This is a genomic window from Neisseria musculi (genome assembly GCF_014297595.2).
Classification (GTDB): domain Bacteria; phylum Pseudomonadota; class Gammaproteobacteria; order Burkholderiales; family Neisseriaceae; genus Neisseria; species Neisseria musculi.
The window spans coordinates 2,444,649-2,466,113 of record NZ_CP060414.2; the positions used below are offsets into that span (position 1 = coordinate 2,444,649).

Genomic DNA, 21,465 nt, shown 5'->3' on the forward strand with positions numbered 1-21,465 from the left:
GTCTGAATATCTGCAGGCAGATTCCGTTTATTTCCGGCACGCCTCGCGCACGGCCCGTTTGGTTTTCGGCTCATCTCCCACTTCATAGAGCTTAATAAGCGGTCATACCTTCGGCATCGCTGTAGCCTCTGTAAATATCCGGGGGGTTGTTGCAAATCAGCAGTGCATAATCTGCGCCGGGCAGCGGCAGGCCGTGGCTGTCTCTAATAACGAACTGCTCGCCAAACGGGCCTGCTCCCGCGCGCGGTCTCAATACCCAGCCTTCTGCCAGCATCGGGTGGTCGAAAGCGAAAACCGCCGTGCGCCCTTCTGAATCGGTGATGCCTTGAAATACATTTTTCTCCTCTTTAACGAAAGGCGGTGTTTCGCTGCGGTGGGAAAGCGCATAAGGGTGATGAACAATCAACCCGCCGAAAAAAATCTTCCATTTGGAAACGGTAGCGGTATTTGCCCGAACTACACTTCGGCATCTGAAAAGTCTTCGATGATACGGAAGCTCCGAGGGCTTTTGCTGCTTTCGGTGCCGGCAGGATCCGGTGTGCCTGCGGTTGTTGCTGCGCATGCGGCAAGCATTGCCGGCATGAGGATAGAAGCCAATATTTTGAGTGTGGTCATGGTTTGCCTCTGCAGATAATTTCAGACGGCTTGTTTCAATCTGCCGATAAAATCCTGCGCTTGGGCGCGCGTTTGCGCATCTTGTGCCAGCAGGCTCTCTATATCGTTGAGGCCGTCTGAAAAGCCTTGTTCCAAACAATATGCCACGGTGCGGGCGATGTCGGTAAAGCGGATTCTGCCTGCCAGAAAGGCGGCTACGGCTTCTTCGTTGGCGGCGTTCAACACGCACGGCGCGCCGCCGCCTGCGTGCAGGGCATCGTAAGCCAGCTTCAGGCAGGGGTAGCGGGCCAAATCGGGTTGGCAGAAAGTTAAGGCCGACAAGGTGGCAAAATCCAGCGCGCCTGCGCCCGATTCGATGCGTTCGGGCAGGCCCAGGCAATAGGCTATCGGCGTGCGCATATCGGGGTTGCCCATCTGCGCCAGCACCGAGCCGTCGCGGTAGCGCACCATGCTGTGAACCACGCTTTGCGGGTGTACCACCACTTCGAGTTTTTCGGGCGGGCAGTGAAACAGCCAATGCGCCTCAATCAGCTCCAGCCCTTTGTTCATCATGGTGGCAGAATCCACCGAAATTTTCTGCCCCATCACCCAATTGGGGTGTTTCACCGCCTGCGCGGGGGTGATGCGGTCGAATGCGGCCAAATCGGTATCGAGAAACGGCCCGCCCGAGGCGGTGAGGATAATCGATTCGATGCCGTGTGCGTTCAGACGGCCTGAATAATTCTGCGGCAACACTTGGTAAATGGCGTTGTGTTCGCTGTCTACCGGCAGGATTTTCGCACCGCCGGCACGGGCGGTTTCCATAAACAGCGCGCCCGAAACCACCAGCGTTTCTTTGTTGGCCAGATAAATGGTTTTGCCCCCGGCTGCGGCTGCCAGCGCAGAAGGCAGCCCTGCCGCGCCCACGATGGCGGCCATCACGCCGGTAACTTCGCCCGCACCGGCCACATCGATCAGAGCCTGCGCGCCGTAGAGCACTTTGGTGCGGCAGCGGGCGGATTTCAGCAACTGCTCCAGCAGGGCGGCGTGTTGGGCATCGGCCGCCACGGCAAACTGCGGGTTGAAACGTTGGCACTGCGCGGCCAGCTTGTGTACCTGTTTGTGCCCGGCCAGTGCGAAAATGCGGAATTTTTCAGGGTGGCGCGACACTACATCGAGCGTGCTTTCGCCTATGCTGCCGGTGCTGCCCAAAATGGTTAAAACTTGTTGTGTCATGGTTGGGTTCGTTTGGGCTGGCCGTCTGAACACGCAGTGCACCCCGCCCTGTGTTGGTTTCAGACGGCCTAAACCGTTCAAAATATCAAAATAACGGATTGCAACCGGCCGCCGGGTTTTCAGACGGCCCGGCGGCGGGTTTGCGCGTTGCGTGTCGGGTCGCAAACAGCACGGAGGCAGTATAGCGGGCGCAAGCCGCAGCAGGGTAGAGCCGTTGAGTGGATTTTTCATTTCCGGTGCCGGGCGGCAGGCAGCAGGCAATAGGAGCTGGTTTTGCTGCCGCTTGGTCGGCTTGCCCGGCCGTGTCCGCAGTCGGGGCACAACGGAAATGAAAGGGTTTGCTGTATCCTGTTCAGCCGAACACGGCCATCATGGCGGCATACACGCCCAACACGGCAATCAGGCTGTCGATGCGGTCAAACACGCCGCCGTGGCCGGGCAGCAGGCTGCTGCTGTCTTTGATGCCCGCCGAGCGTTTGAACCAGCTTTCGAGCAGGTCGCCGATTATGCTCACGGCGGTCAGCAGCCAGCCGGTGAGCACGGCGCCGAACCATGAAACATCAAAAGCCAGCCAGCCGGCGCTGTTCACACAAATCATATAAACGGCCGCGCACAATGCGCCGCCGAGCGCGCCTTCCCAGCTTTTGCCGGGGCTGACGGCGGGGGCGAGTTTGTGTTTGCCGAAGGCCTTGCCGAAAAAATAAGCAGCGATATCGGCCACCCACACCAAGCCCATCACGGCCAGCAGCGACAGGGCGGATTCAGCATCCGGCCGCAGCGATACCAGCGCAAACCAAAAAGGCAGCATCAGCATCAGGCCGGCGGCGTAAGCCTTCCAATCGGCTTTAAGCGGCCATTTTTTATACAGCCACAGCGGCACCAGCAGCAGCCAGAATGCCAGCACCGCCAGCCACGAAATCACGGGAAGCTGCCAGCCGCCGGCATAGGCTGTGGTGCCGAACACGGAGGCAGCGGCGAGATAGTGGTGGTTTTGCGCTTTTGCCATGCCGCTCATGCGGGCGTATTCCCACAGCGCCAGCAGGGCAATCAGGCCGCTGAAAGCCGCCCACAGGCCGTCTGAAGCCCAAAACAGCATGCCCAGCATCAAGGGCAGCAGGATCGAAGCCGTGATCACACGTTGTTTCAGCATTATTCGCTCCGTTGTTGTTCGGGGGGAAGTTGCTCGCTGGTGCGGCCGAAACGCCTTTCGCGGGTTTGGAAGGAGCGTATGGCGGCATCGAGCGCGGCATCATCGAAATCCGGCCACAGGGTGTCGGTGAAATACAGCTCGGCATAGGCCATCTGCCACAGCAGAAAATTGCTGATGCGGGTTTCGCCGCCGGTGCGGATAAACAGATCCGGCTCGGGCGCTTCAGAGAGCATCAGGTGTCGGGCCAAGTCTGCTTCGGTTGCTTCTGCCGCCCCCCCGCTTATCAGCTTGTTTACCGCCTGCAGAATATCCCAGCGGCCGCCGTAGTCGGCTGCCACGGTGAGGGTGAGCCCGGTGTTACCTGCAGTTAAGGTTTCGGCCGCCGCGATTCCCTGCTGTATGGCTTTGCTGAAGCGGCTGCGGTTGCCGATAATTTTCACGCGCATATTGTTTTCGTGCAGGCGCTGCCCCTGTTTTTGCAGTGCCTGCAGAAACAGCCCCATCAGAAACGACACTTCGTCTTCGGGGCGGCGCCAGTTTTCGGTGGAAAACGCAAACACGGTGAGATATTGCACGCCCGATTCTGCACACCGCTTCACCATGTTTTCCAACGCATTAAGACCGCGTTTGTGCCCCATCACGCGGGGCAGTAAGCGTTTTTTCGCCCAGCGGCCGTTGCCGTCCATAATCACGGCGATATGGCGCGGGATGCGGGTGTGCTCCAAAACCGTTTGCGTGCTGCTTTTCATATGTGCATTCCTTACGGAAGAATCGGGGCGGGCAAGGCCGTCTGAAAAACAAAAACGCTAAAGAATGCCGGTGGTTTTCAGACGGCCTTCGGGTTAAATCGCCATCAAGTCTTCTTCTTTAGCCGCCAGCATTTTATCGACTTCGGCGATATATTTGTCGGTGAGCTTCTGAATCTGCTCTTCGCCGCGGTGGGCGTCGTCTTCGGAAATTTCTTTGTCTTTGAGCAGGCGTTTGAAATCGTTGTTGGCATCGCGGCGCACGTTGCGGATGGCTACGCGGCCTTCTTCGGCTTCGGCGCGCACCACTTTGATCAGGTCTTTACGGCGCTCTTCGGTGAGCATGGGCATGGGCACGCGGATAACATCGCCCATGGCAGCGGGGTTCAACCCCAAATTGGAATCGCGGATGGCTTTTTCCACCGCAGCGGCCATATTGCTTTCATAAACTTTTACGCCGATAGTGCGCGCATCGAGCAGGGTAACGTTGGCCACCTGGCTCACCGGCACGGGGCTGCCGTAATATTCCACCTCCACCTGGTCGAGCAGGCCGGTGTGGGCGCGGCCGGTGCGCACTTTGGTTAGATTTTCGCGCAAAACTTCAAGCGAACGCTGCATTTTGGAGTCGGCTGTTTTTTGAATATCGTTAATCATTGTTTTACTTTCAAGTCCAATAAAATCAGTCAGATGAGTGTAAAGTCCGTTGGCAGCCCGCAGCCGGGGCGGCCTTTGTCGGAGAATAACGGGTGATGGTACCGCGCTTGACCGCTTACGACAAGTTTGTCGGGCGGAAGGAGAACGCAGATTGGCTTTCAGGTGGCCTGAAACCTTTGTAAACTCAAAATCTTGATAACCTAAAAAATCATTTCAAAGGTTTATTTGCCGTTTGGGTGGTGTTTTGCACCTTTTGCAAAGGCTTCTGCCGTTGCCTCCAAGATTTCGCCCCTTGCAGCTTTCAGGCAGAATTGAATTATAGTGAATCTGCTTTATTTTCGCTGAAAGACAATAGGTTGCAGACAGCACCGATAGCAATGAAATGGGCGGCAATCGGTTTTAAACGTTGTTCAGATGGCAGGGCTCCGGCTGATATGTTGGCAGTCTGTTCGTCTAAAATATTTGGGGAGCTCAATTTGCCTCAGCCCCAATATTTTCAGACAGCCTTTATCGGTTATTTATCATAAACCACACGGAGTCGTTCAGCGGTTTGCAAAGCAATTCTTCTTGAACTAAAGCTTAGTATTCTATTCTATAACGGAAATAAAGCAGGTTCACTATATTTCAGAGAAACTGATTCTATTGCAGCTTCGGTGGTTTGCCAAACTGCTTTTTATTTTGGGCCGGCCGGGGTGGGGCAATGCTGCATTGTTTGGTGTTGGGGTATTCGGAAAACCGTTCCGGGTCTGCTGTTTCAGCGGAACACTTGCTCATATTCGGTCGTTTGAAACCCTGCATAACAGCGTCCGTTATGGCAGAGAACGGGCCTTTTGATGATGCTGGGGTGGGCCGTCATCAGCCGCACGGCACCCTCTGGTGAGTTTGCTTCTGCCTGCTCGGCGGTGCTGAGTTTGCGCCAGGTGGTGCCGCGCTTGTTCAGCAGGGTTGCGAGCGGGATATCCCGCAGCCAGCTTTCTATCAGTGCTGCATCGGGCGGTGTTTTTTTGAAGTCGGAAAATTCATAGTCCACACCGTTTCCGGCCAGCCATGCGCGGGCTTTTTTCACGGTGTCGCAATTGGGGATGCCGTAAACTATAGTCATGGGTTTTCCTTAAAGGGTGTTCAGACGGCCTGATTGTAAAACCACTGCGGGGGTTTGTCATGCGGCAGAAAACAGGCTATGCTTTTCGAACCGGATAATCAATAGGAGCCACGCTATGTATAAAACCGCTTTTGCCGCTTCTGCCGTGCTGTTGTTGGCCGCTTGTTCGGAACCGCAGCCCGACAAGGCAACCTTTGAAAAAGCCATCAACCGGTATTCGGCGGCGCAAGGTATGTGTATGCCTTTGGTTTTGAATGTGGAAAACGGCATTTTAACGGGTGCGGCCGCAGTGGGCGAACCGCTGGTGAAAATTGCCGAACGCGATTCGGAAGGCCGTAAAATCAATGAATCGGCCTTCAGGCAGATGCGCCTGCTCGATAAAGAGGGCTTTTATAAACAGGGGCGGGCCGAAACCGTGCCTTCTCCCGAAAACGGCCGTGAGATTAAAGTGCAGGTTTATGAATTGACCGACAAGGGCAGGGCGCAGGCGCGGCCCGGCCCGAACGGTGTGCGTTTTTGCATGGGCTCGCTGAAAGTGGTGAAGGTGAATTGGTTCACCGAGCCGACGCCTGCCGATGGTGTAACTGTGTCGAAAGTGTCTTATGAAGCGCGGCTGGAAACTGCCAAATGGGCCGAGCGGTTTATGCGCGAAGGCGGCAGCGGCTGGAAACACCCCGACACTACGCGAAATTTGGCGGCCACTATGGTGAAAACCAGCGATGGCTGGCGCGACATCCGCGAGCTGCGCTGAAACACGCTCTTTCGCGGTCGGCAGCGGCAGGCTTCGGGCTGCGGGAAAGTGCGTATTGGCGAAGGCCGAGGTTCTGCAAAAACACCTTTTAGGCCGTCTGAAAGGTTTGAAGGGCTGAAACATCATGATTCCTGCACAGGCGGGAATCCGATGAAAATATCGAAGTATTGACTCAACAAATACTTGAATGCCGAATGCCGCCAGTTGCGTCTGCGGGGGAATAGCGGCAAACAAACTTCTGATGTTTTTGATGATGTTTTTGAATTTTGAAAAGTTTTTAGGCCGTCTGAAAACAGCGTTGTGCAGTTTTTCAGACGGCCTTCAACCGTTTTTTCGGCACCGGGCAGCAAGTCGGAGAATACGGAGATAGCAGGAAACGGGTTTGCTGCTTGGGGCTGGCCAAACTGTTTTTTGAGCCGGGACGCAGCAACGCCGTAACGGAAATAAAGTGGCTTCGTCATGCCGGTTTGCGCCGAAAAAGCCGTCAAGGATGCCGCCCGCAAACAAAAAAAGCTGCTCTGAATGATTCAGGGCAGCTCCGAAACACATGGCGGGCATACGGAATATTCGCTTTTTGTCAGATATATTTCAGCAAATCTAAAGGCTTGTCGATGGTCATATCATACGGCCACAGAGCGGTGTCGTCATCGGCGGCGATATAGCCCCAGTTGGCCAACACGGTTTTCATGCCGGCGTTTCGGCCTGCCTGCATATCGCGCTCGGCATCGCCCACATAGATGCAGTTGCCGGGATTCACGCCGATTTGTTGGCAGGCATACAACATGGGCAGCGTGCTGGGTTTGGCTTCGGCACAGGTGTCGCCGCTCACCACCACGGCGGGTGCAACGGTGAAGCCGAGCTTGGGCACAAGACGGTGGGTGAAGGTGTGCGGTTTGTTGGTGATGATGCCCCAACGGATGTTGCGCTCGTTGAGTTTTCCAATCAGCTTGTTGATTCCGTTGAATAAAACGGTTTTTTTGTCGAAGCAGCGTTCGTATTCGGCCAGATATTCCTGCCGCCAAAGGCCGTGTTCGGGGTGGGTTTTGCCTATGCCCGCCCCCATCAGAATCAGGCCGTTGGCACCGTGGCTGGCAACGGGGCGGATTTCGGCCATGCTTTTTTCGGGCAGAGCGCGCCGGCGCAGCAAGGTGTTGAGTGCGCCGGCCAAATCGAGTGCGGTGTCGGCAAGCGTGCCGTCCAAATCAAATAATACTGCTTCGGTTGTCATGATGTTTTCCTGTTTGGGTGGTGTGCGGACGCTGCGTAGGCTTGTGCGGCAGTTCGCCGCCTGAGGCAGGCCGTCTGAAAACATGCGGCCGGCGGCCTGTTTTTTCAGCTAATCGGCGCAGCCGCCGCTGCACGGGTATGCAGTCAGGCCGAACAACCCTCATTTTTCAGACGGCCTGAATCTGTGGCTTATTGCGCCTGATGCTGTTCTGCCAAAACAGCGCGAATCAGTTCTGCCGCGCCATCGTCGGCCAGTTTTTTGGCAACGGCGCGGCCGAGGGCATCGGCATAGGCCGCAGGTGCTTCGGCTTCGGCCTGCAAAATCACCGAGCCGTTGGGGTGGCCGACCAGCGCGCGCAGGCTCAGCAGGCCGTCTGCTTCGGTGCAGTAGGCGGCAAGCGGCACTTGGCAGCTGCCGTCCAACGCGCGGGCGAGTGCGCGCTCGGCAGTAACGCAGGCGTGGGTAACGGGGTGGTTGAGCGGGCGGAGCACTTCGAGCAGGTCGCGGCGGTGTGCGGCAATTTCTATGCCCAATGCGCCCTGGCCGGCAGCGGGCAGGCTTTCGGAAGGCGGCAGAATCAGGCGGATGCGTTCGTTTAAACCCAGCCGCTGCAAGCCGGCGGCGGCAAGGATAACGGCATCGTATTCGCCGTTGTCGAGTTTGGCCAAACGGGTTTGTACGTTGCCGCGCAGGGGCTTGACGTTTAAATGCGGAAAACGGGCACGCAGCTGCGCCTCGCGGCGCAGGCTCGATGTGCCGACCACTGCGCCTTCGGGCAGGCCGGCCAAGCTTTGGAAACGGTTGGAAACAAACGCATCAAACGGATTGGCGCGCTCGCCGATGGCGGCCAGCGCGAAGCCTTCGGGCAAATCCATCGGCACGTCTTTAATCGAATGCACGGCCAAATCGGCACGGCCGTCTTGCAGGGCCTGCTCCAACTCTTTGATAAACAGCCCTTTGCCGCCGATTTTCGACAGGGTTTTATCGAGAATCTGGTCGCCGCGCGTGGTCATGCCGAGAATTTCCACTTCGCAATCAGGATAAAGCTGTTTCAGACGGCCTTGGATATGCTCGGCCTGCCACGTGGCCAGCGCGCTTTCGCGGCTGGCGATAACGAGTTTTTTCGGGGTCATGGTTTGCTTTGAAAAACGGGTGAAACGGGGCGCATAAGTCTAACACAAACTCTCCACCGCCACCGCCTGATTGTAGCGCCCCAACGGCCCGAAACCGTTGCCGTTGTTTTGGGCTTTGGTGAGGATGCGGCCGTTGATGCACACATCGTTCAGGGTAACGTTATACGCACCCGAATGTTCGCGTTTAGTCTCCACATTCTTAATCAAACTGTAACCGCTGATAATAAAATAAGTTTTTTCGGAAGTAACAAATTCTGCCTGCTCGAATGAAAAATGAACTGTTCCCGTCATTTTTACTGCGTTATCGCTGTTGCTTGCTGCTTGGTACGGCGTTACAGCCGTCGCAGACGAAGAAGCGGTTGCGGCATTTGTTTGTTGCCTTACTGTTGGCTTGCTGCCTTCCTCAGCTTCTGTTTGATCGTACCCACTACAGGCAGACAAGAAAATCAGCACAGAATAAAGAAATTTTTTCATGTTCAATTGTTGTTAGTGATTTATAAAAAATATCCCGCCGCAAATCAATAAATCGGTTTATTTGATTTTCGGCGGGCTAAACCTTGAAGTTATCATTTGCAGCAAATTCTCTTACTCCGCTATGAGACTTATTGCCCTATGGATGTAGAGGGATGTGCTATAATTATTGATAAATCAGGACAGATCTCACCAACCGGCCCCAATTCCCCAAAACAAACCTCTTCCCAATCCTCTTCTGTCTTCTACATTAGAGCTTACCGGTCTCATGCGATAAATATAACCGCCTGAAATTTTTTCATATCAAAAATATTTAATTCTTTCATAACTATGAATCCTTTATCTGAAGTGAAATTTATTTCAAAAACAAAAATATCATGAAAAATACATAATATTTTATATTTCATATGATTTGCCCAGTTAAATCATAATTAAAATAAGGACAAATCCAAGTGTTCAAAGTTTCAAAAAAAAAAATTAAAATACCAAATAATTATTGCCGATTTTTTATCAACCATCATGAAACGTGCCAAAAAATACCCTTTTCTCAAATTGCAGCGGCAGCGCTTCTCACTGCATTTCAGCAACCAAAGCGGCATCGCCGCCCTACCGGCCGAACACGATTTCTACCGCTGGATCTGGCACGCGCTGAAACACCGCTTCCGCCGCGCCGAAATCGGCCTGATCCTGCTCGACAAAGAAGCCGCCCGCACCTACAACCGCGACTACCGCGGCAAAGACTACGCCACCAATGTGTTGAGCTTTGCCTTCAACGAAGGCGAAATCTTCCCCGAACAGCTTTCAGACGGCCTTTTCGGCGATATCGTTATCTGCCCGCAGGTGGTGCTGAAAGAAGCCGCCGAGCAAGGCAAAACGCCCGCGCAGCATTTCGCCCACCTCACTGTGCACGGCACGCTGCACCTGATGGGCTACGACCACATTGACGAAGCCGAAGCCGAAATCATGGAAACACTTGAAACCCGCCTGCTGAATCAGTTAGGATATCCCAACCCGTATGTTTGATTAGGATTGAACACTAAAATGGACGACAGCCAGTCGAAGCCTTCTTTTTTCGAACGCATCATCTCCCGCATTTCGGGCGATGCCCCCGATTCCGCCGAAGACGTCGTCAGCCTGCTGCGCCAGGCGCACGAGCAGCAGGTGTTTGACAGCGAAACCCTGCAACACCTTGAAAAAATGCTGGATTTTTCCGAGCTCGAAGTGCGCGATGCCATGATTACCCGCAGCCGCATGGATGTGATTAAGGCCGGCGAAAGCATGGAGCGCATCATCGCCTACATTATCGAAACCGCCCATTCGCGCTTTCCCGTTATCGGCGAAGACAAAGACAACGTATTGGGCATTCTGCACGCCAAAGACCTGCTGAAATATGCCTTGAATCCCGAGCAGTTCAACCTGCAAAGCATCTTGCGCCCCCCTGTGTTTGTGCCCGAAAGCAAACCGCTCAACACCCTGTTGAGGGAATTTCGCGAGCAGCGCAACCATATGGCGGTGGTGGTGGACGAATACGGCGGCATTTCCGGCCTGGTAACGCTTGAAGACATCATCGAACAGATTATCGGCGACATCGAAGACGAATTTGATGACGATGAAAGTGCCGACAATATCTTCCCCGTTTCTGCCGAACGCTTCCGCATCAACGCCGTTACCGAAATCGAAGACATCAATGAATATTTCGGCACTGCCTACAGCAGCGAAGAAGCCGACACCATCGGCGGGCTGGTGATTCAGGAAATCGGCCACCTGCCTGTGCGCGGCGAAAAAGTGGTGATAGGCTCCCTGCAGTTTACCGTTGCCCGCGCCGACAACCGCAGGCTGCACACGTTGATGGCAACTCGGGTGAAAGAATAGCCTGTTTGAATTTTCCGTTGGTATGAAAGGCCGTCTGAAACGCTGTTCAGACGGCCTTTATGCGTGCGCGGCGGCCGCTTTGCTTCAGATTAAGCCGGAAAATCCCCCCCCTCGACCGCAACACCGCCGTTGCTGCCTGAGCGGGAATACGGTCGGGCAGGCGTTTCAGACGGCTTAAGCGAACGCGGCGGCAATCCACGGCGTTGGAAAAGACTCTGCGCCAATGAAAAGCGTGCCTCGCGACAAGTATGGCCGATGCAGGGAAAGCCCCCGCATTTTCTCAAGCCGTGGTTGGGCAACATTCAAAAACACCAAAGGAACACCAAAGGAACACCAAAGGAACACAAGGCTTGCTGCCGTTATTGCTGCCGGCGCGGGAATACGGAAAGGATGGTGATGATGGCGTTGAAGCCTTTCAGACGGCCTCAAAGTGTTTTATAAAGGGCTTCGGCCGTCTGAAAATGTTGAAACGGTGAGATACATATTTTTCGGATACCGCGCGGTACGGCGGGGTTGGGAAACAGGGCGTTTCGGGCGGTCGGGGCAGGTTTGCCGTTCGGTTCAGACCCGTGATAACGGCAAAGGCGTGATAACGGGGCAAGACGTGAATGGAAAAGGGCGCAATCCTGCGCAATACAGGATTGCGCCCTTGAAAACCGTTTGGTCAAACCGCCCGGTTTTAGGGTTCAGACGGCCTTGTGCCGGCAGGAGTGTATCAGCCGCCCAACAGCGCGATATCGGCCACCGCGTTCATTTGAGAGGCCAGCTGGTTGAGCAGGTTGAGGCGGTTTTGTTTCACGGCGGCATCATCGGCCATCACCATTACGCTGTCGAAAAAGGCATCGACCTGCGGTTTGATGGCGGCCAACCCGGTTAAGGCCGTCTGAAAATCCTGCGCGGCCAGCGCGGCATCGATTTTCGGCTGCAAGGCTTGCGAAGCGGCAAACAAGGCCTGCTCTTCGGCCTGCTGCAACAAGCTTTCGTTTACCGAACCCGGTTGGATATCGGCTTTTTTCAGCAGGTTTTGCACACGCTTGTTGGCAGCGGTGAGCGCGGCGGCTTCGGGCAGTTTTTTAAATGCTTCCACCGCTTGCAGTTTGGCAGGCAGATCGTTGAGGCGGTCGGGTTGTTTGGCCAGCACGGCGGCCGCCACGTCTTGCGGATAGTCGTTTTGCAGCAGCACCGCCAGCCGTGCCTGCATAAACTCGGCCACTTCGGCGAGCGTGTTACCGGCCAGCCTGCCGGCGGGGAAGGCGGCATAAGCGGCTTGCAGCACATCGCTGATGCTCAAATCGCTGTTCATCAGCATACGCAGAATGCCCAGGGCGGAGCGGCGCAGCGCGTAGGGGTCTTTATCGCCGGTGGGAATCAGGCCGATGCCCCAAATGCCGACCAGCGTTTCCAGCTTGTCGGCCAGCGCGGCGGCGGTGGCAATTTTGCCTTCCGGCAGTTGGTCGCCGGCAAAGCGCGGCCGGTAATGCTGCTCGATGGCGTTGGCGGTTTCTTCGGTTTCGCCGTCCGAAAGGGCGTAGTATTTGCCCATCGTGCCTTGCAGTTCGGGAAATTCGCCCACCATTTCGGTGACCAAATCGGCTTTGGATAGGCGGGTGGCGCGCTCGGCGGCATCGGCATCGGCGCCCAGGGCGGCGGCAATATGGCGGCTGACGGCGGCGAGCCGTTCGATGCGTTCGGCCTGGCTGCCCAGTTTGTTGTGGTACACCACTTGCGACAATTTCGGCAAACGGCTTTCGAGCGTGGTTTTTTGGTCTTGCCTGTAGAAAAACTCGGCATCGGCCAGCCGCGCGCGCAACACGCGCTCGTTGCCGCGAACGATATGCGAAGGGTCTTCGGCCTGCAGGTTGGAAACCAGCAGAAAGCGGTTGATTAGTCTGCCGTTTTTATCCAGCAGCGGAAAATATTTCTGGTTTTGCTGCATGGTGAGAATCAGGCATTCCTGCGGCACGGCGAGAAAATGTTCTTCAAAACCGGCTTCCAGCACCACCGGCCATTCCACCAGCGCGGTAACTTCTTCCAACAAGGCATCATCGGCGGCCACGGTGGCGTTCAAGCGGACTGCCTGCCGGGTTAAGGCCGTCTGAATGGCGGTTTTGCGCTCGGCAAACGAAGCCATCACCCTGCCTTCGTTTTTCAGTTGCACGGCGTAGCTGTCGGCATCGGCCAGCACAATCGGGCCGTCTGAAAGAAAACGGTGGCCGAGGGTGAAGTTGCGGCTCTGCAACCCCAACACCGATACGGGCACGGTGTCTGTGCCGTGCATGGCCACCAGCCCGTGCACGGGGCGCACGAAGGTGTGTGTGCTGCTGCCCCAGCGCATCACTTTGGGAATCGGCAGCTTTTTCACCGCTTGGCTGAGAATGTCTTCCAGCAGTTCGCCCAAAGGTTTGCCCGCTTGGGTAAACTCGTGGGCATAAACATTTTGTTTACCGTCATGGATGATTTTCAAGTCGGCAATTTCCACGCCGGCCGAGCGGGCGAATCCTGCCAGGGCGGGGGTGGGGTTGCCGTCTTTCACGGCGTGGGCGGCGGCGGGGCCTTTTTTTACCACCAGCCGGTCGGCCTGCACGGTTTTCACGTTTTCTACCTGCACGGCCAGGCGGCGCGGCGAGGCATAGGCGGTGTAGCCGGCGCTGCCGTCTGTTAATTGCGCTTTTTCCAGCCCTTCGGCAACGGAGGCGGCAAAGTGGTTGCCGAGATTATTGAGGGCTTTGGGGGGAAGCTCTTCGGTTAAGAGTTCGATTAACAGGGTTTGGGTCATTGTTGTTGCTTTCTTTTTGTGTTTGTTCGGTTAAGGGTTTCAACAGGCTTTCAGACGGCTTGATTCAGCATGTGCATCATCAGGCGGATTAAAGTTTCTTTTTGTTTGGGGTTGGATTCTGCCACCAGCAGCGTTAAAGCTGCCAGCTCGGTGTCGTTAATCACGGGGTTGCCGTGTTTGTCCGCAACCTGCCGTTGCGGTGTAGAAAATCGGCAAATCAAAAGGCACTACTGCGCTTGTTGCTGTCTGCAAACGGGTGGTTTTTCACGACAAAATACAATAAATGCGCGGCCTTGCCTCCATGCCGGGACAGGCTGCTTTGCCGAAAACGGTTTGTGTCGGATTGCCCAACAGGGCTTCCAGGCCGTTGCCGCGTTCGCGGGCGAACAATTCGGTGGCTTCGCCCCGCTGTATCAATTGCATTTTTAACCTGCCAAAGCATGCTGCGTCCGGCTGCGGTCGGCAGAGTGCCGCCATTTTCGCCGAGCCGCTTGCTCAGCAGCCCTTCATCATATTGCTGCAACCACAAAAATGTTTGCGTGTAGCGGCTGACAATATCCACCAGCCCGCGCCCGCTTTGTATGGTTGTCGGGCGATGCGGCGGTTTTCTGAATCAGCGCCAAAGCCTGATGCAGCTCACCGGCATTCTGCTGCAAACGCTTTTGGTTGAGCGTGTAGCCCTTGGGCAGATAGTCTTTCAGACGGCCGGTTGCCCAACGGCGGAACGCAACGCCGTGCGGGGACTTGATGCGGTAGCCCGCCGAAATAATGGTTTCAAGGTCATAAAAGGTAACCGGCCGGTCGGCAGAAGCAATATGCATTTTTTGCATATTGCTTTTTCACTGATTTCACCTTTGTCAACCGCATTGTTGATATGGCGGGAAATCACAGATTGGTCTCTGCCGAACAGTTGCACCATCTGCGTCTGCGACAGCCAAACGGTTTCCTGCCCGAAGCGCACTTCCACATGGGTGTGGCCATCGGGGGTTTGGTAGATTTCGATGGGGTTGTTCATAAGCGTTTTTATGGTTTGCGGATGTGTTTTTCAGACGGCCTTAAGGTATGTTTTGGTCTCGGCCTATGCGGCCGGTTATGATGCAGGCCGTCTGAAAATGCCGTTAGCTCACTCGCTGTTTTCTAAACAGTTTTCTCACCGACTGCTCCAAACAATACAGGGGGCTAAACAGCAGCCAAGCCGGTGAAAATATTATTTTGAATAATTCTGCCTCTGCTCCTGCTGTTGGGGGAATAATGTTGCGTTTTTTCGGCCTGCCGCGCATTGCCCAATTGATTTTTTTACCGAAGCGGATGATTTTCCAAGTGTGGGAACGGTAAATATCGGCCAGGTGTTGCGAGGCCGGCAAACTGTTTGCCGGGCTGCCGTTGAAAATACGATTGACCGCAATGGTGTCGATTTCTTTTACCCACCAGCCGAAGTGTTTTACTTTTAGCCGGTACAATTGGCGGTCGGCTTCATGCCATGCTTCTCTTTTCTGCATGGCTTCGTGTGAAGTTACGGCACCGCCCGATAAGATCGTATTGCTGCCGTCTGAGCGTATGCAGTATTCCGCACTGTGCCCCGGAACACGCAGCGGTTCATGCCTAAAGGCCAGGCGCAGTAGAAATTCATAGTCTTCATTTTTGCACAGCTGCTCATTTACTGTGCCGAGACCGCCGGCCCTTTCCCTATCCAACACAAAAGAGTGAATTGGGATAAAGTTGTTTTTCATATGTTCGTGAAACGAATACTCTCCTTGATAGAAAGGATAGCTGCGTGATATCAGTTGCCCGTCTTTGTTGAAATCTGCCCTGACAATGCCGCTGTAAGCCCAAGCAAATTTGCTTTTTTGCAATGCCTGAACCAGCTGTTGGTAATGATGGGGATAAACTTTGTCGTCATCGTCCAAAAAGGCCAGATATCTTCCGGTAGCGGCTTCCATGCCCATGTTTAAGCTGAGCGAGCGTGCATCGGCTTCCGATACATGGTGTAAAAAGCGGATATTGGGGTAGTATTTTTGCCATTTCTCAATCAGCAGCCGGGTTTTTTCCAACGAATCTGTTCGGGTTTTGCATTGGGAAACAATAATGGGTTCTAAATCATGATGTTGCTGGCCGGATAAAATAAACAGGCATTTATCTAAAAAATGCTCGCGCCCGGGCATGGTGCGGATAACGACAGAAACGGTTTGATTCATGTTCAGCTCCACATAGGCTGCGCGAAATGCAAGCCGTTATTGAAATCGGGATTGGCTTTCAACACTTCTTCAACCGAGTGTTGCGGGATTTTTTCAAGCTGCTGCAACAAATCTTTTTTGCTCAAATCCACATATTTCATCCATATATTCAAGGCTGTGTTTTGAAATTTTTCGGCACGCCATTTATGTGCGAGACAAGTGGCGGCACGCCAGATTTCCGACTCTCTCGACTGCCTTTCCATGGCATAGTGGAAAAACAGCGCATCGGCGCAGGTGTAGCAGTGGAAACCTGCCGCTTTTGCCCGCCACGATAAATCCACATCTTCGCAATATAAAAAGAAATCTTCGTCAAAACCATGTATTTTTTTATAGATTTCATTGGGAATCAGCACACATGCGCCCGAACACCAGCCGGTCAGCCCGGTTGCAGGGTTGAATGTTTTCGGGTGCATGATCGGCTCCTGTATGGCTTCGACCAAGCCGTGCCAATCGGTTTTGCAGGCAAAGGCAACCAGTTTTTCCAAGCCTTGATCGTGCAGAAAACCATCGGGGTTCATGCAGAGATAGGCGGTAGAGTGGGGGGATGTTTCTGCAAAAATGCGGTTGTGGCCGCCGCCGAAGCCAAGATTTTCGCCTTCGTAAATTTTAACCGGCCACCCTTTGGCGGCAGCCAGGGTTTCCATCTCTGCCACGAGCTTTCTGCTGCCTTGGTTGCGGATAAGCACCTCGAAATTTTCTGCGCCGTAGGTTTGGCTGAAAACCGCTTCCAAACAGCGGGAAATTTCGGAAACGGGGTTGTTGTAGGCCAATATGCCTATGCTGATAAACGGCTTCATTTGATTCTCTCCTGATGCTGAAAGCCAATGTTGCAAAACGCAGGCCAACATATCGTGCTGTTCTGCAGATCTTTTATTCCCGGCCTCTGAATAATACCGATGCAAACCTGCCCGGTGTTTGAATGAGCAGCCGCAAACCCGAGGCCGTCTGAAACGCATGGTGTTAAGGGTTGCCGGCTTGTTTGGGCATATTGCTCAATGCGGCGTAATAGCCGCCTTTTTTCATTAACTCTTGATGCGAACCTTGCTCGATGATGCGGCCTTCGTCCATCACAATGATGCGGTCGGCCTGTTCGATGGTGCTCAGGCGGTGGGCAACGATGATGCTGGTGCGGCCGTGCATCAGGCGCTCGAGGGCTTGCTGCACGAGGCGTTCGGATTCGTTGTCCAGCGCGCTGGTGGCTTCGTCAAGCAGCAGTATCGGGGCGTTTTTCAAGATGGCGCGGGCGATGGATACGCGCTGGCGTTGGCCGCCTGAAAGCTGGTTGCCGTTGGCGCCGATGGGTTGGTGCAGGCCGTGCGGCGAGTGGTTTACCAAGTCTTGCAGGTTGGCGGCGTTCAGCGCGGCCAGCACTTCTTCTTCGCTTGCTTCGGGGCGGCCGTAGCGCACGTTGGCCAAGAGGGTGTCGTCAAACAGAAACACGTCTTGCGACACCAGGGCGAATTGCGCGCGCAGGTTGGCCAGGGTGAGGTCGGCGATATTGGCACCGTCCAGCCAAACCGCGCCTGCGCTCGGCTCCACAAAACGCGGCAGCAGGTTGACCACGGTGGTTTTGCCGCTGCCGGAGCGGCCGACCAGCGCCACGCGCTCGCCGGGGCGGATGTCGAGATTGAAGTTGTCGAGCGCTTTTTTGCCGTCTGCGCGGTAGCGCACATCGATGTTTTCGAATTTCAGACGGCCGGTAACGTTGTGCAGGGTTTGGGTGCCGGTGTCTTTTTCGGGTTCGTTGTCTAAAAACTGGCACACGCCGTCTGAAGCCAGAAACATGGTCTGCATGGGAATGCTGATGTTGGCAAGGTTTTTAATCGGACCGAGCATTTGCAGCATGGCCACGATAAAGGCCATAAATTCGCCGATGGTGGTGTAGCCGTTTTGGCTCTGCCACAGGGCGATGAAAATCACCACTGCCAAGGCGAAAGAAGCGATTAATTCGCTGAACGGCGAGCGGGCGGCGGTGGCCTGGGTGATTTTTTTGCCCAGCCTCACGATGGTGTTGTTTACTTCGGCAAAACGGCCGGCGGCCTGCTCTTGACCGCCGAAGAGTTTTACCACGCTGTGCCCCTGGTGTACTTCGTTTACCACGTTGTTGAGTGTGCCGATGCTTTGCTGGGCGGAGGCGATGATGTGTTTGAGGCGGTTGCGGTAGTAGCGCGAGAGCAGCGAGAGCAGCGGGAACATCAGCGCCACAATCAGGCTGAGCTGCCAGTTGAGATAGAGCAGCACACACACCAGGCCGATAACGATTAACGTGTCGCGGGTGAGGGTGATAAACACATTGCTGGCGTTGCTGATGGATTGTTCGGCCATCTGAACCATGTTCATCAACACATGGCCGGAAGGCGTTTCTTGATGGAATTTCGGCGAGAGCAGCAGCATTTTGGCAAACATGTCGCGGCGCACATGGCTGATGGCCATCACCGAAACCCAAGTCATCAGATAAGTGCTGGCGAAGCGGCAGATGCCGCGTATCATCACCAAAACGATAAAAAACACCGGCACGACCCACACTTTGTCGGGCGTGCCCCAAATCATATAGGTGAACTGCATTCTCCAGTTTTGCAGGGCGGCGATGATACCGGTGGCGGTGGAGGGTTCGGGTGGGGCGGTGGGCGGTGCGAAGCCCTGATTGACCAAAGGCGCGATAAAGGCGGCCAGATAGCTTTCGGTGGCGGCCACACCGAAAATGGCGGCCAAAGCCCAAATGATGCGGCCTTTATAGGGGCGCACATATTTCATCAGCCGCATAAAGTTATGCGAATCTTCTTTGGTGAAGAGGCCGAAGGTGAGTTTTTCTATCATAAAGTCCGGGCCGTTTGAAAAATGTTGCAAGGCGTTTTCAGACGGCCTGTAAGCCTTGCGGCCGTCTGAAAACCCTGTTTTAAGCGGCTTGCCGTTTCAGCAGCGGAAAGCCCAGCTTCTCGCGGCTTTCCACAAATTTCTGCGCCGCAGTGCGGCTTAAGGCGCGGATGCGGCCGATATAGGCGGCGCGCTCGGTTACCGAAATCGCGCCGCGCGCATCGAGCAGGTTGAACGTGTGGCCGGCCTTGAGCACCAACTCGTAGGCGGGCAGTGCCAGGCCTGCGTCTGTTTCAAGCAAACGTTTGGCTTGGGCTTCGTAGCCGTTAAACTGCTCCAGCAGCCACCGGGCATCGCTGTATTCGAAGTTATAGGCCGACTGCTCCACTTCGTTTTGGTGGTACACATCGCCGTAGGTAACGGTTTGGCCGCCGGGCGTGAGGCTCCACACCAAGTCATACACGTTTTCCACGCCTTGCAGATACATGGCCAAACGCTCGATGCCGTAGGTGATTTCGCCCAACACGGGCGAGCAGTCGATGCCGCCCACCTGCTGGAAATAGGTAAACTGGGTAACTTCCATGCCGTTGAGCCATACTTCCCAGCCCAAGCCCCATGCGCCGAGGGTGGGGTTTTCCCAATCGTCTTCCACAAAGCGGATATCGTGCACTTTGGGGTCGATGCCCAGTTCGCGCAGCGAATCCAGATATAAATCCTGAATATCGGCCGGCGCGGGCTTTAAGGCTACCTGAAACTGGTAATAGTGTTGCAGACGGTTGGGATTGTTGCCGTAGCGGCCGTCTTTGGGGCGGCGGCTCGGCTGCACATAAGCGGCAAACCACGGCTCGGGGCCGAGTGCGCGCAGGCAGGTGGCCGGGTGGCTGGTGCCCGCGCCCACTTCCATATCGAAAGGTTGGATGATGGTGCAGCCTTTGCCGGCCCAAAACGTTTGCAGTTTGAAAATGATTTGTTGGAAGGTGAGCATGATGTTTGCCGAGGTTCGGATGATCGCAAAAGCTGGCATTTTACTGTGTCGGCAGGGTTTTGTGTAGGCTTGCGGCGGTGCCTGCTTTGCACGGATTTTCAGATACCTGGCGGAAGTTTGGATGCGGCGCGGCATTGCCGTTTCTAACTGGGCGGCATTATCTCTGCGGTTTGCAGCCCTGTGCCAACCATAAATTTTTCCGCTATAATGCCGCAGGTTTTGTATCTATCCGTAATCTATTCATATTCAAAGGAAAAGCAAATGTCGGACAACAACGGCCACAAAGAACAGCGCATCGGTTTATGGATTACAGGCGGTGCGGCGGCGCTGTCGGTATTGTCGGTTCTTTTTTACGCTGTTTGGGGTTGGGAAAACGGCAGAATCGAAGGCTCGCCGGGCTACGGACAAGAGGCCTCGGCGGTGGTGGTTGAAGAAACCGTTGCGGCAGCTTCCGCGCCCGAAATGCAGGATTTTGAAACTTCTGAAGTTTTGGCCGCCGAACCTGCCGCTGAAGCCGAAAGCGGGGCTGCCGCATCCGGCACCGCTGCCGAGCAGATTCTGGCCGACACCGAAACCGTTGCAGCGGGCGAGGGCGCGCAGGCCGTGGTTGAAAACGGTGTGGTGAAATTCTACTTTGCCACCGGCAAGGCCGATTTGGCGGCCAATGCCGAAGAAGCCCTGAAAGATGTGCTGGACGGCGCGAAAGAGGGCAAAAAAGCCGTTATTTCAGGCTTTCACGATGCCACCGGCAACCGCGCAAAAAATGAAGAACTGTCTAAAAAACGCGCTTTCGCCGTGCGCGATGCGCTGCTGGGCTTGGGCGTGCCCGAGTCGCAAATCGAGATGCGCAAACCCGAAAACGCCACCGGCAGCGGCAACAATGCCGAAGCCCGCCGTGTGGAAGTGGTGCTGGAATAAGCCGTTGTTTCTTTTTGAAAGCCCGGGTTTAAAAAGCCCGGGCTTTTGCTTTTTGGTTTTCTTTTCGGTTTTTCAGACGGCCACTGTCTATTTGTCCGGCTTGGCGGGCAGGGTTTCCCTTTGGGATAGTCGGTCGGGGCACGTTTGCCGCCGCCACAGACGGTGCAACAGGCATCGCAGGCGGCGGGGTGGATTTATATGCCCGTTTCAGACGGCCTTTTGTGCTGCGGTTGCATATTCTGCATCCTGTCTGTTTTTTGCGAAGCTGCGGATGATAAAAGCACCCGCCATGCCAAACTGACGGCAGGGCTGTTTTCAGACGGCCGGGTCTGCTGTTTTTTGATGTTTCACACATTCGGCGGCATATTGCTGCCCCCAGCGGTGCATGGCTTCGATAACGGGCATTAATGTGAGGCCGAACTCGGTGAGGGAGTATTCCACTTTCGGCGGCACTTGCGGATACACCTCGCGGTGTACGATGCCGTCACTTTCCAGCTCGCGCAACTGCAGTGTGAGCATACGCTGGGTAACGGCAGGCATCAGCCGCTGCAATTCGTTGAAACGGCGGGTTTGGGTGTTTAAGTGATACAGAATCAACACTTTCCATTTTCCGCCGACAATATCGAGCGTGGCCACCACGGGGCAGCAGGTTTCGTGTTCGGGCGCAGGTTGTTTCATATTGCTTCCTTTGGAGGGTGGGTTTTACAGTATAAAAAATGTGCGTACTTTTATGAAAAATTGTATTGCGTATAATACGCCTAACGAAACAAAAAGCCTATAAAAATTTATGGGCATGAATGA

The 21,465-nt window shown here is 54.9% G+C and carries 23 protein-coding genes; 5 read left to right on the top strand and 18 right to left on the bottom strand.

Annotated elements, in window-relative coordinates; translation table 11 throughout:
- Window positions 1–91: 91 nt before the first annotated feature.
- Window positions 92–406: a hypothetical protein gene (locus tag H7A79_RS12615; protein ID WP_187000437.1), complete on the bottom strand. Its 315-nt coding sequence runs from the start codon at window positions 404–406 to the stop codon at window positions 92–94.
- Between H7A79_RS12615 and H7A79_RS12620 the strand changes: the two genes are divergently transcribed.
- Window positions 395–634 (top strand): hypothetical protein, encoded by a 240-nt coding sequence (locus tag H7A79_RS12620; RefSeq protein WP_187000438.1) that lies wholly within the window; start codon window positions 395–397, stop codon window positions 632–634. The genes H7A79_RS12615 and H7A79_RS12620 overlap by 12 nt on opposite strands.
- Before the next feature lie 2 nt (window positions 635–636).
- On the opposite strand, the gene ispC is transcribed toward H7A79_RS12620, so the two are convergent.
- The 5 genes from ispC to H7A79_RS12645 form a co-directional block, all read right to left on the bottom strand.
- The gene (gene ispC / locus H7A79_RS12625) at window positions 637–1,830 is read right to left on the bottom strand and encodes a 1-deoxy-D-xylulose-5-phosphate reductoisomerase (RefSeq protein WP_135034109.1); all 1,194 of its coding nucleotides are present in this window, start codon (window positions 1,828–1,830) and stop codon (window positions 637–639) included.
- 352 nt (window positions 1,831–2,182) lie between these two features.
- A complete protein-coding gene (locus tag H7A79_RS12630) occupies window positions 2,183–2,980 on the bottom strand; it encodes a phosphatidate cytidylyltransferase (protein WP_187000439.1) in 798 nt (265 codons plus the stop codon).
- A complete protein-coding gene (gene uppS, locus H7A79_RS12635) occupies window positions 2,980–3,729 on the bottom strand; it encodes an undecaprenyl pyrophosphate synthase (RefSeq protein ID WP_187000440.1) in 750 nt (249 codons plus the stop codon). Before uppS ends, H7A79_RS12630 begins: the two co-directional genes overlap by 1 nt.
- A 93-nt stretch (window positions 3,730–3,822) precedes the next feature.
- Window positions 3,823–4,380: a ribosome recycling factor gene (gene frr / locus H7A79_RS12640; protein WP_187000441.1), complete on the bottom strand. Its 558-nt coding sequence runs from the start codon at window positions 4,378–4,380 to the stop codon at window positions 3,823–3,825.
- A gap of 754 nt (window positions 4,381–5,134) precedes the next feature.
- Complete coding sequence (locus H7A79_RS12645) at window positions 5,135–5,482, bottom strand: arsenate reductase (protein WP_187000442.1); 348 nt, start codon at window positions 5,480–5,482, stop codon at window positions 5,135–5,137.
- Window positions 5,483–5,597: 115 nt separating this feature from the next.
- Here H7A79_RS12645 and H7A79_RS12650 point away from each other — a divergent pair, with 115 nt between their 5' ends.
- Entirely contained in the window at window positions 5,598–6,233 is a 636-nt protein-coding gene (locus H7A79_RS12650; RefSeq protein ID WP_187000443.1) for a hypothetical protein, read from the top strand.
- Between the two features lie 577 nt (window positions 6,234–6,810).
- Here the strand turns inward: H7A79_RS12650 and H7A79_RS12655 are convergent.
- From H7A79_RS12655 to H7A79_RS12665, 3 genes are all read right to left on the bottom strand, one after another.
- Window positions 6,811–7,461, bottom strand: coding sequence for an HAD family hydrolase (locus H7A79_RS12655; RefSeq protein WP_187000444.1), 651 nt, complete (start codon window positions 7,459–7,461; stop codon window positions 6,811–6,813).
- A 188-nt stretch (window positions 7,462–7,649) separates the two neighbouring features.
- Window positions 7,650–8,594 carry a hydroxymethylbilane synthase gene (hemC, locus tag H7A79_RS12660; protein WP_187000445.1) on the bottom strand — a complete coding sequence of 315 codons (945 nt, stop codon included), beginning with the start codon at window positions 8,592–8,594 and terminating at the stop codon, window positions 7,650–7,652.
- A 39-nt stretch (window positions 8,595–8,633) separates the two neighbouring features.
- Window positions 8,634–8,885: a hypothetical protein gene (locus tag H7A79_RS12665; protein ID WP_228068132.1), complete on the bottom strand. Its 252-nt coding sequence runs from the start codon at window positions 8,883–8,885 to the stop codon at window positions 8,634–8,636.
- Between the two features lie 699 nt (window positions 8,886–9,584).
- Between H7A79_RS12665 and ybeY the strand changes: the two genes are divergently transcribed.
- A complete protein-coding gene (gene ybeY / locus H7A79_RS12670) occupies window positions 9,585–10,088 on the top strand; it encodes an rRNA maturation RNase YbeY (RefSeq protein ID WP_187000446.1) in 504 nt (167 codons plus the stop codon).
- An 18-nt stretch (window positions 10,089–10,106) separates the two neighbouring features.
- On the top strand, window positions 10,107–10,937 hold the full coding sequence (locus H7A79_RS12675) for a CorC family transporter (RefSeq protein ID WP_135034119.1): 831 nt from the start codon (window positions 10,107–10,109) through the stop codon (window positions 10,935–10,937).
- Window positions 10,938–11,652: 715 nt separating this feature from the next.
- Here H7A79_RS12675 and glyS read toward each other — a convergent pair.
- The 8 genes from glyS to glyQ form a co-directional block, all read right to left on the bottom strand.
- A complete protein-coding gene (glyS, locus tag H7A79_RS12680) occupies window positions 11,653–13,713 on the bottom strand; it encodes a glycine--tRNA ligase subunit beta (protein WP_187000447.1) in 2,061 nt (686 codons plus the stop codon).
- Between the two features lie 217 nt (window positions 13,714–13,930).
- Window positions 13,931–13,981 (bottom strand): hypothetical protein, encoded by a 51-nt coding sequence (locus tag H7A79_RS12685; protein ID WP_353663647.1) that lies wholly within the window; start codon window positions 13,979–13,981, stop codon window positions 13,931–13,933.
- Window positions 13,978–14,136, bottom strand: a complete 159-nt coding sequence (locus H7A79_RS12690) for a hypothetical protein (RefSeq protein ID WP_246407928.1) — start codon at window positions 14,134–14,136, stop codon at window positions 13,978–13,980. The genes H7A79_RS12685 and H7A79_RS12690 overlap by 4 nt, the downstream gene beginning before the upstream one ends.
- Window positions 14,137–14,222: 86 nt before the next feature.
- Entirely contained in the window at window positions 14,223–14,543 is a 321-nt protein-coding gene (gene rhuM / locus H7A79_RS12695) for a RhuM family protein (protein WP_187000448.1), read from the bottom strand.
- Window positions 14,544–14,831: 288 nt separating this feature from the next.
- Window positions 14,832–15,908, bottom strand: coding sequence for a glycosyltransferase family 2 protein (locus H7A79_RS12700; protein WP_187000449.1), 1,077 nt, complete (start codon window positions 15,906–15,908; stop codon window positions 14,832–14,834).
- 2 nt (window positions 15,909–15,910) lie between these two features.
- Entirely contained in the window at window positions 15,911–16,744 is an 834-nt protein-coding gene (locus H7A79_RS12705; protein ID WP_135034122.1) for a glycosyltransferase family 2 protein, read from the bottom strand.
- A 163-nt stretch (window positions 16,745–16,907) separates the two neighbouring features.
- A complete protein-coding gene (gene msbA / locus H7A79_RS12710) occupies window positions 16,908–18,764 on the bottom strand; it encodes a lipid A export permease/ATP-binding protein MsbA (RefSeq protein ID WP_187000450.1) in 1,857 nt (618 codons plus the stop codon).
- Between the two features lie 79 nt (window positions 18,765–18,843).
- Window positions 18,844–19,746, bottom strand: coding sequence for a glycine--tRNA ligase subunit alpha (gene glyQ / locus H7A79_RS12715; RefSeq protein ID WP_135034124.1), 903 nt, complete (start codon window positions 19,744–19,746; stop codon window positions 18,844–18,846).
- 261 nt (window positions 19,747–20,007) lie between these two features.
- Between glyQ and H7A79_RS12720 the strand changes: the two genes are divergently transcribed.
- Complete coding sequence (locus tag H7A79_RS12720) at window positions 20,008–20,664, top strand: OmpA family protein (RefSeq protein ID WP_187000451.1); 657 nt, start codon at window positions 20,008–20,010, stop codon at window positions 20,662–20,664.
- Between the two features lie 315 nt (window positions 20,665–20,979).
- On the opposite strand, the gene H7A79_RS12725 is transcribed toward H7A79_RS12720, so the two are convergent.
- A complete protein-coding gene (locus tag H7A79_RS12725; RefSeq protein WP_135034126.1) occupies window positions 20,980–21,342 on the bottom strand; it encodes a winged helix-turn-helix transcriptional regulator in 363 nt (120 codons plus the stop codon).
- Window positions 21,343–21,465: the final 123 nt, after the last annotated feature.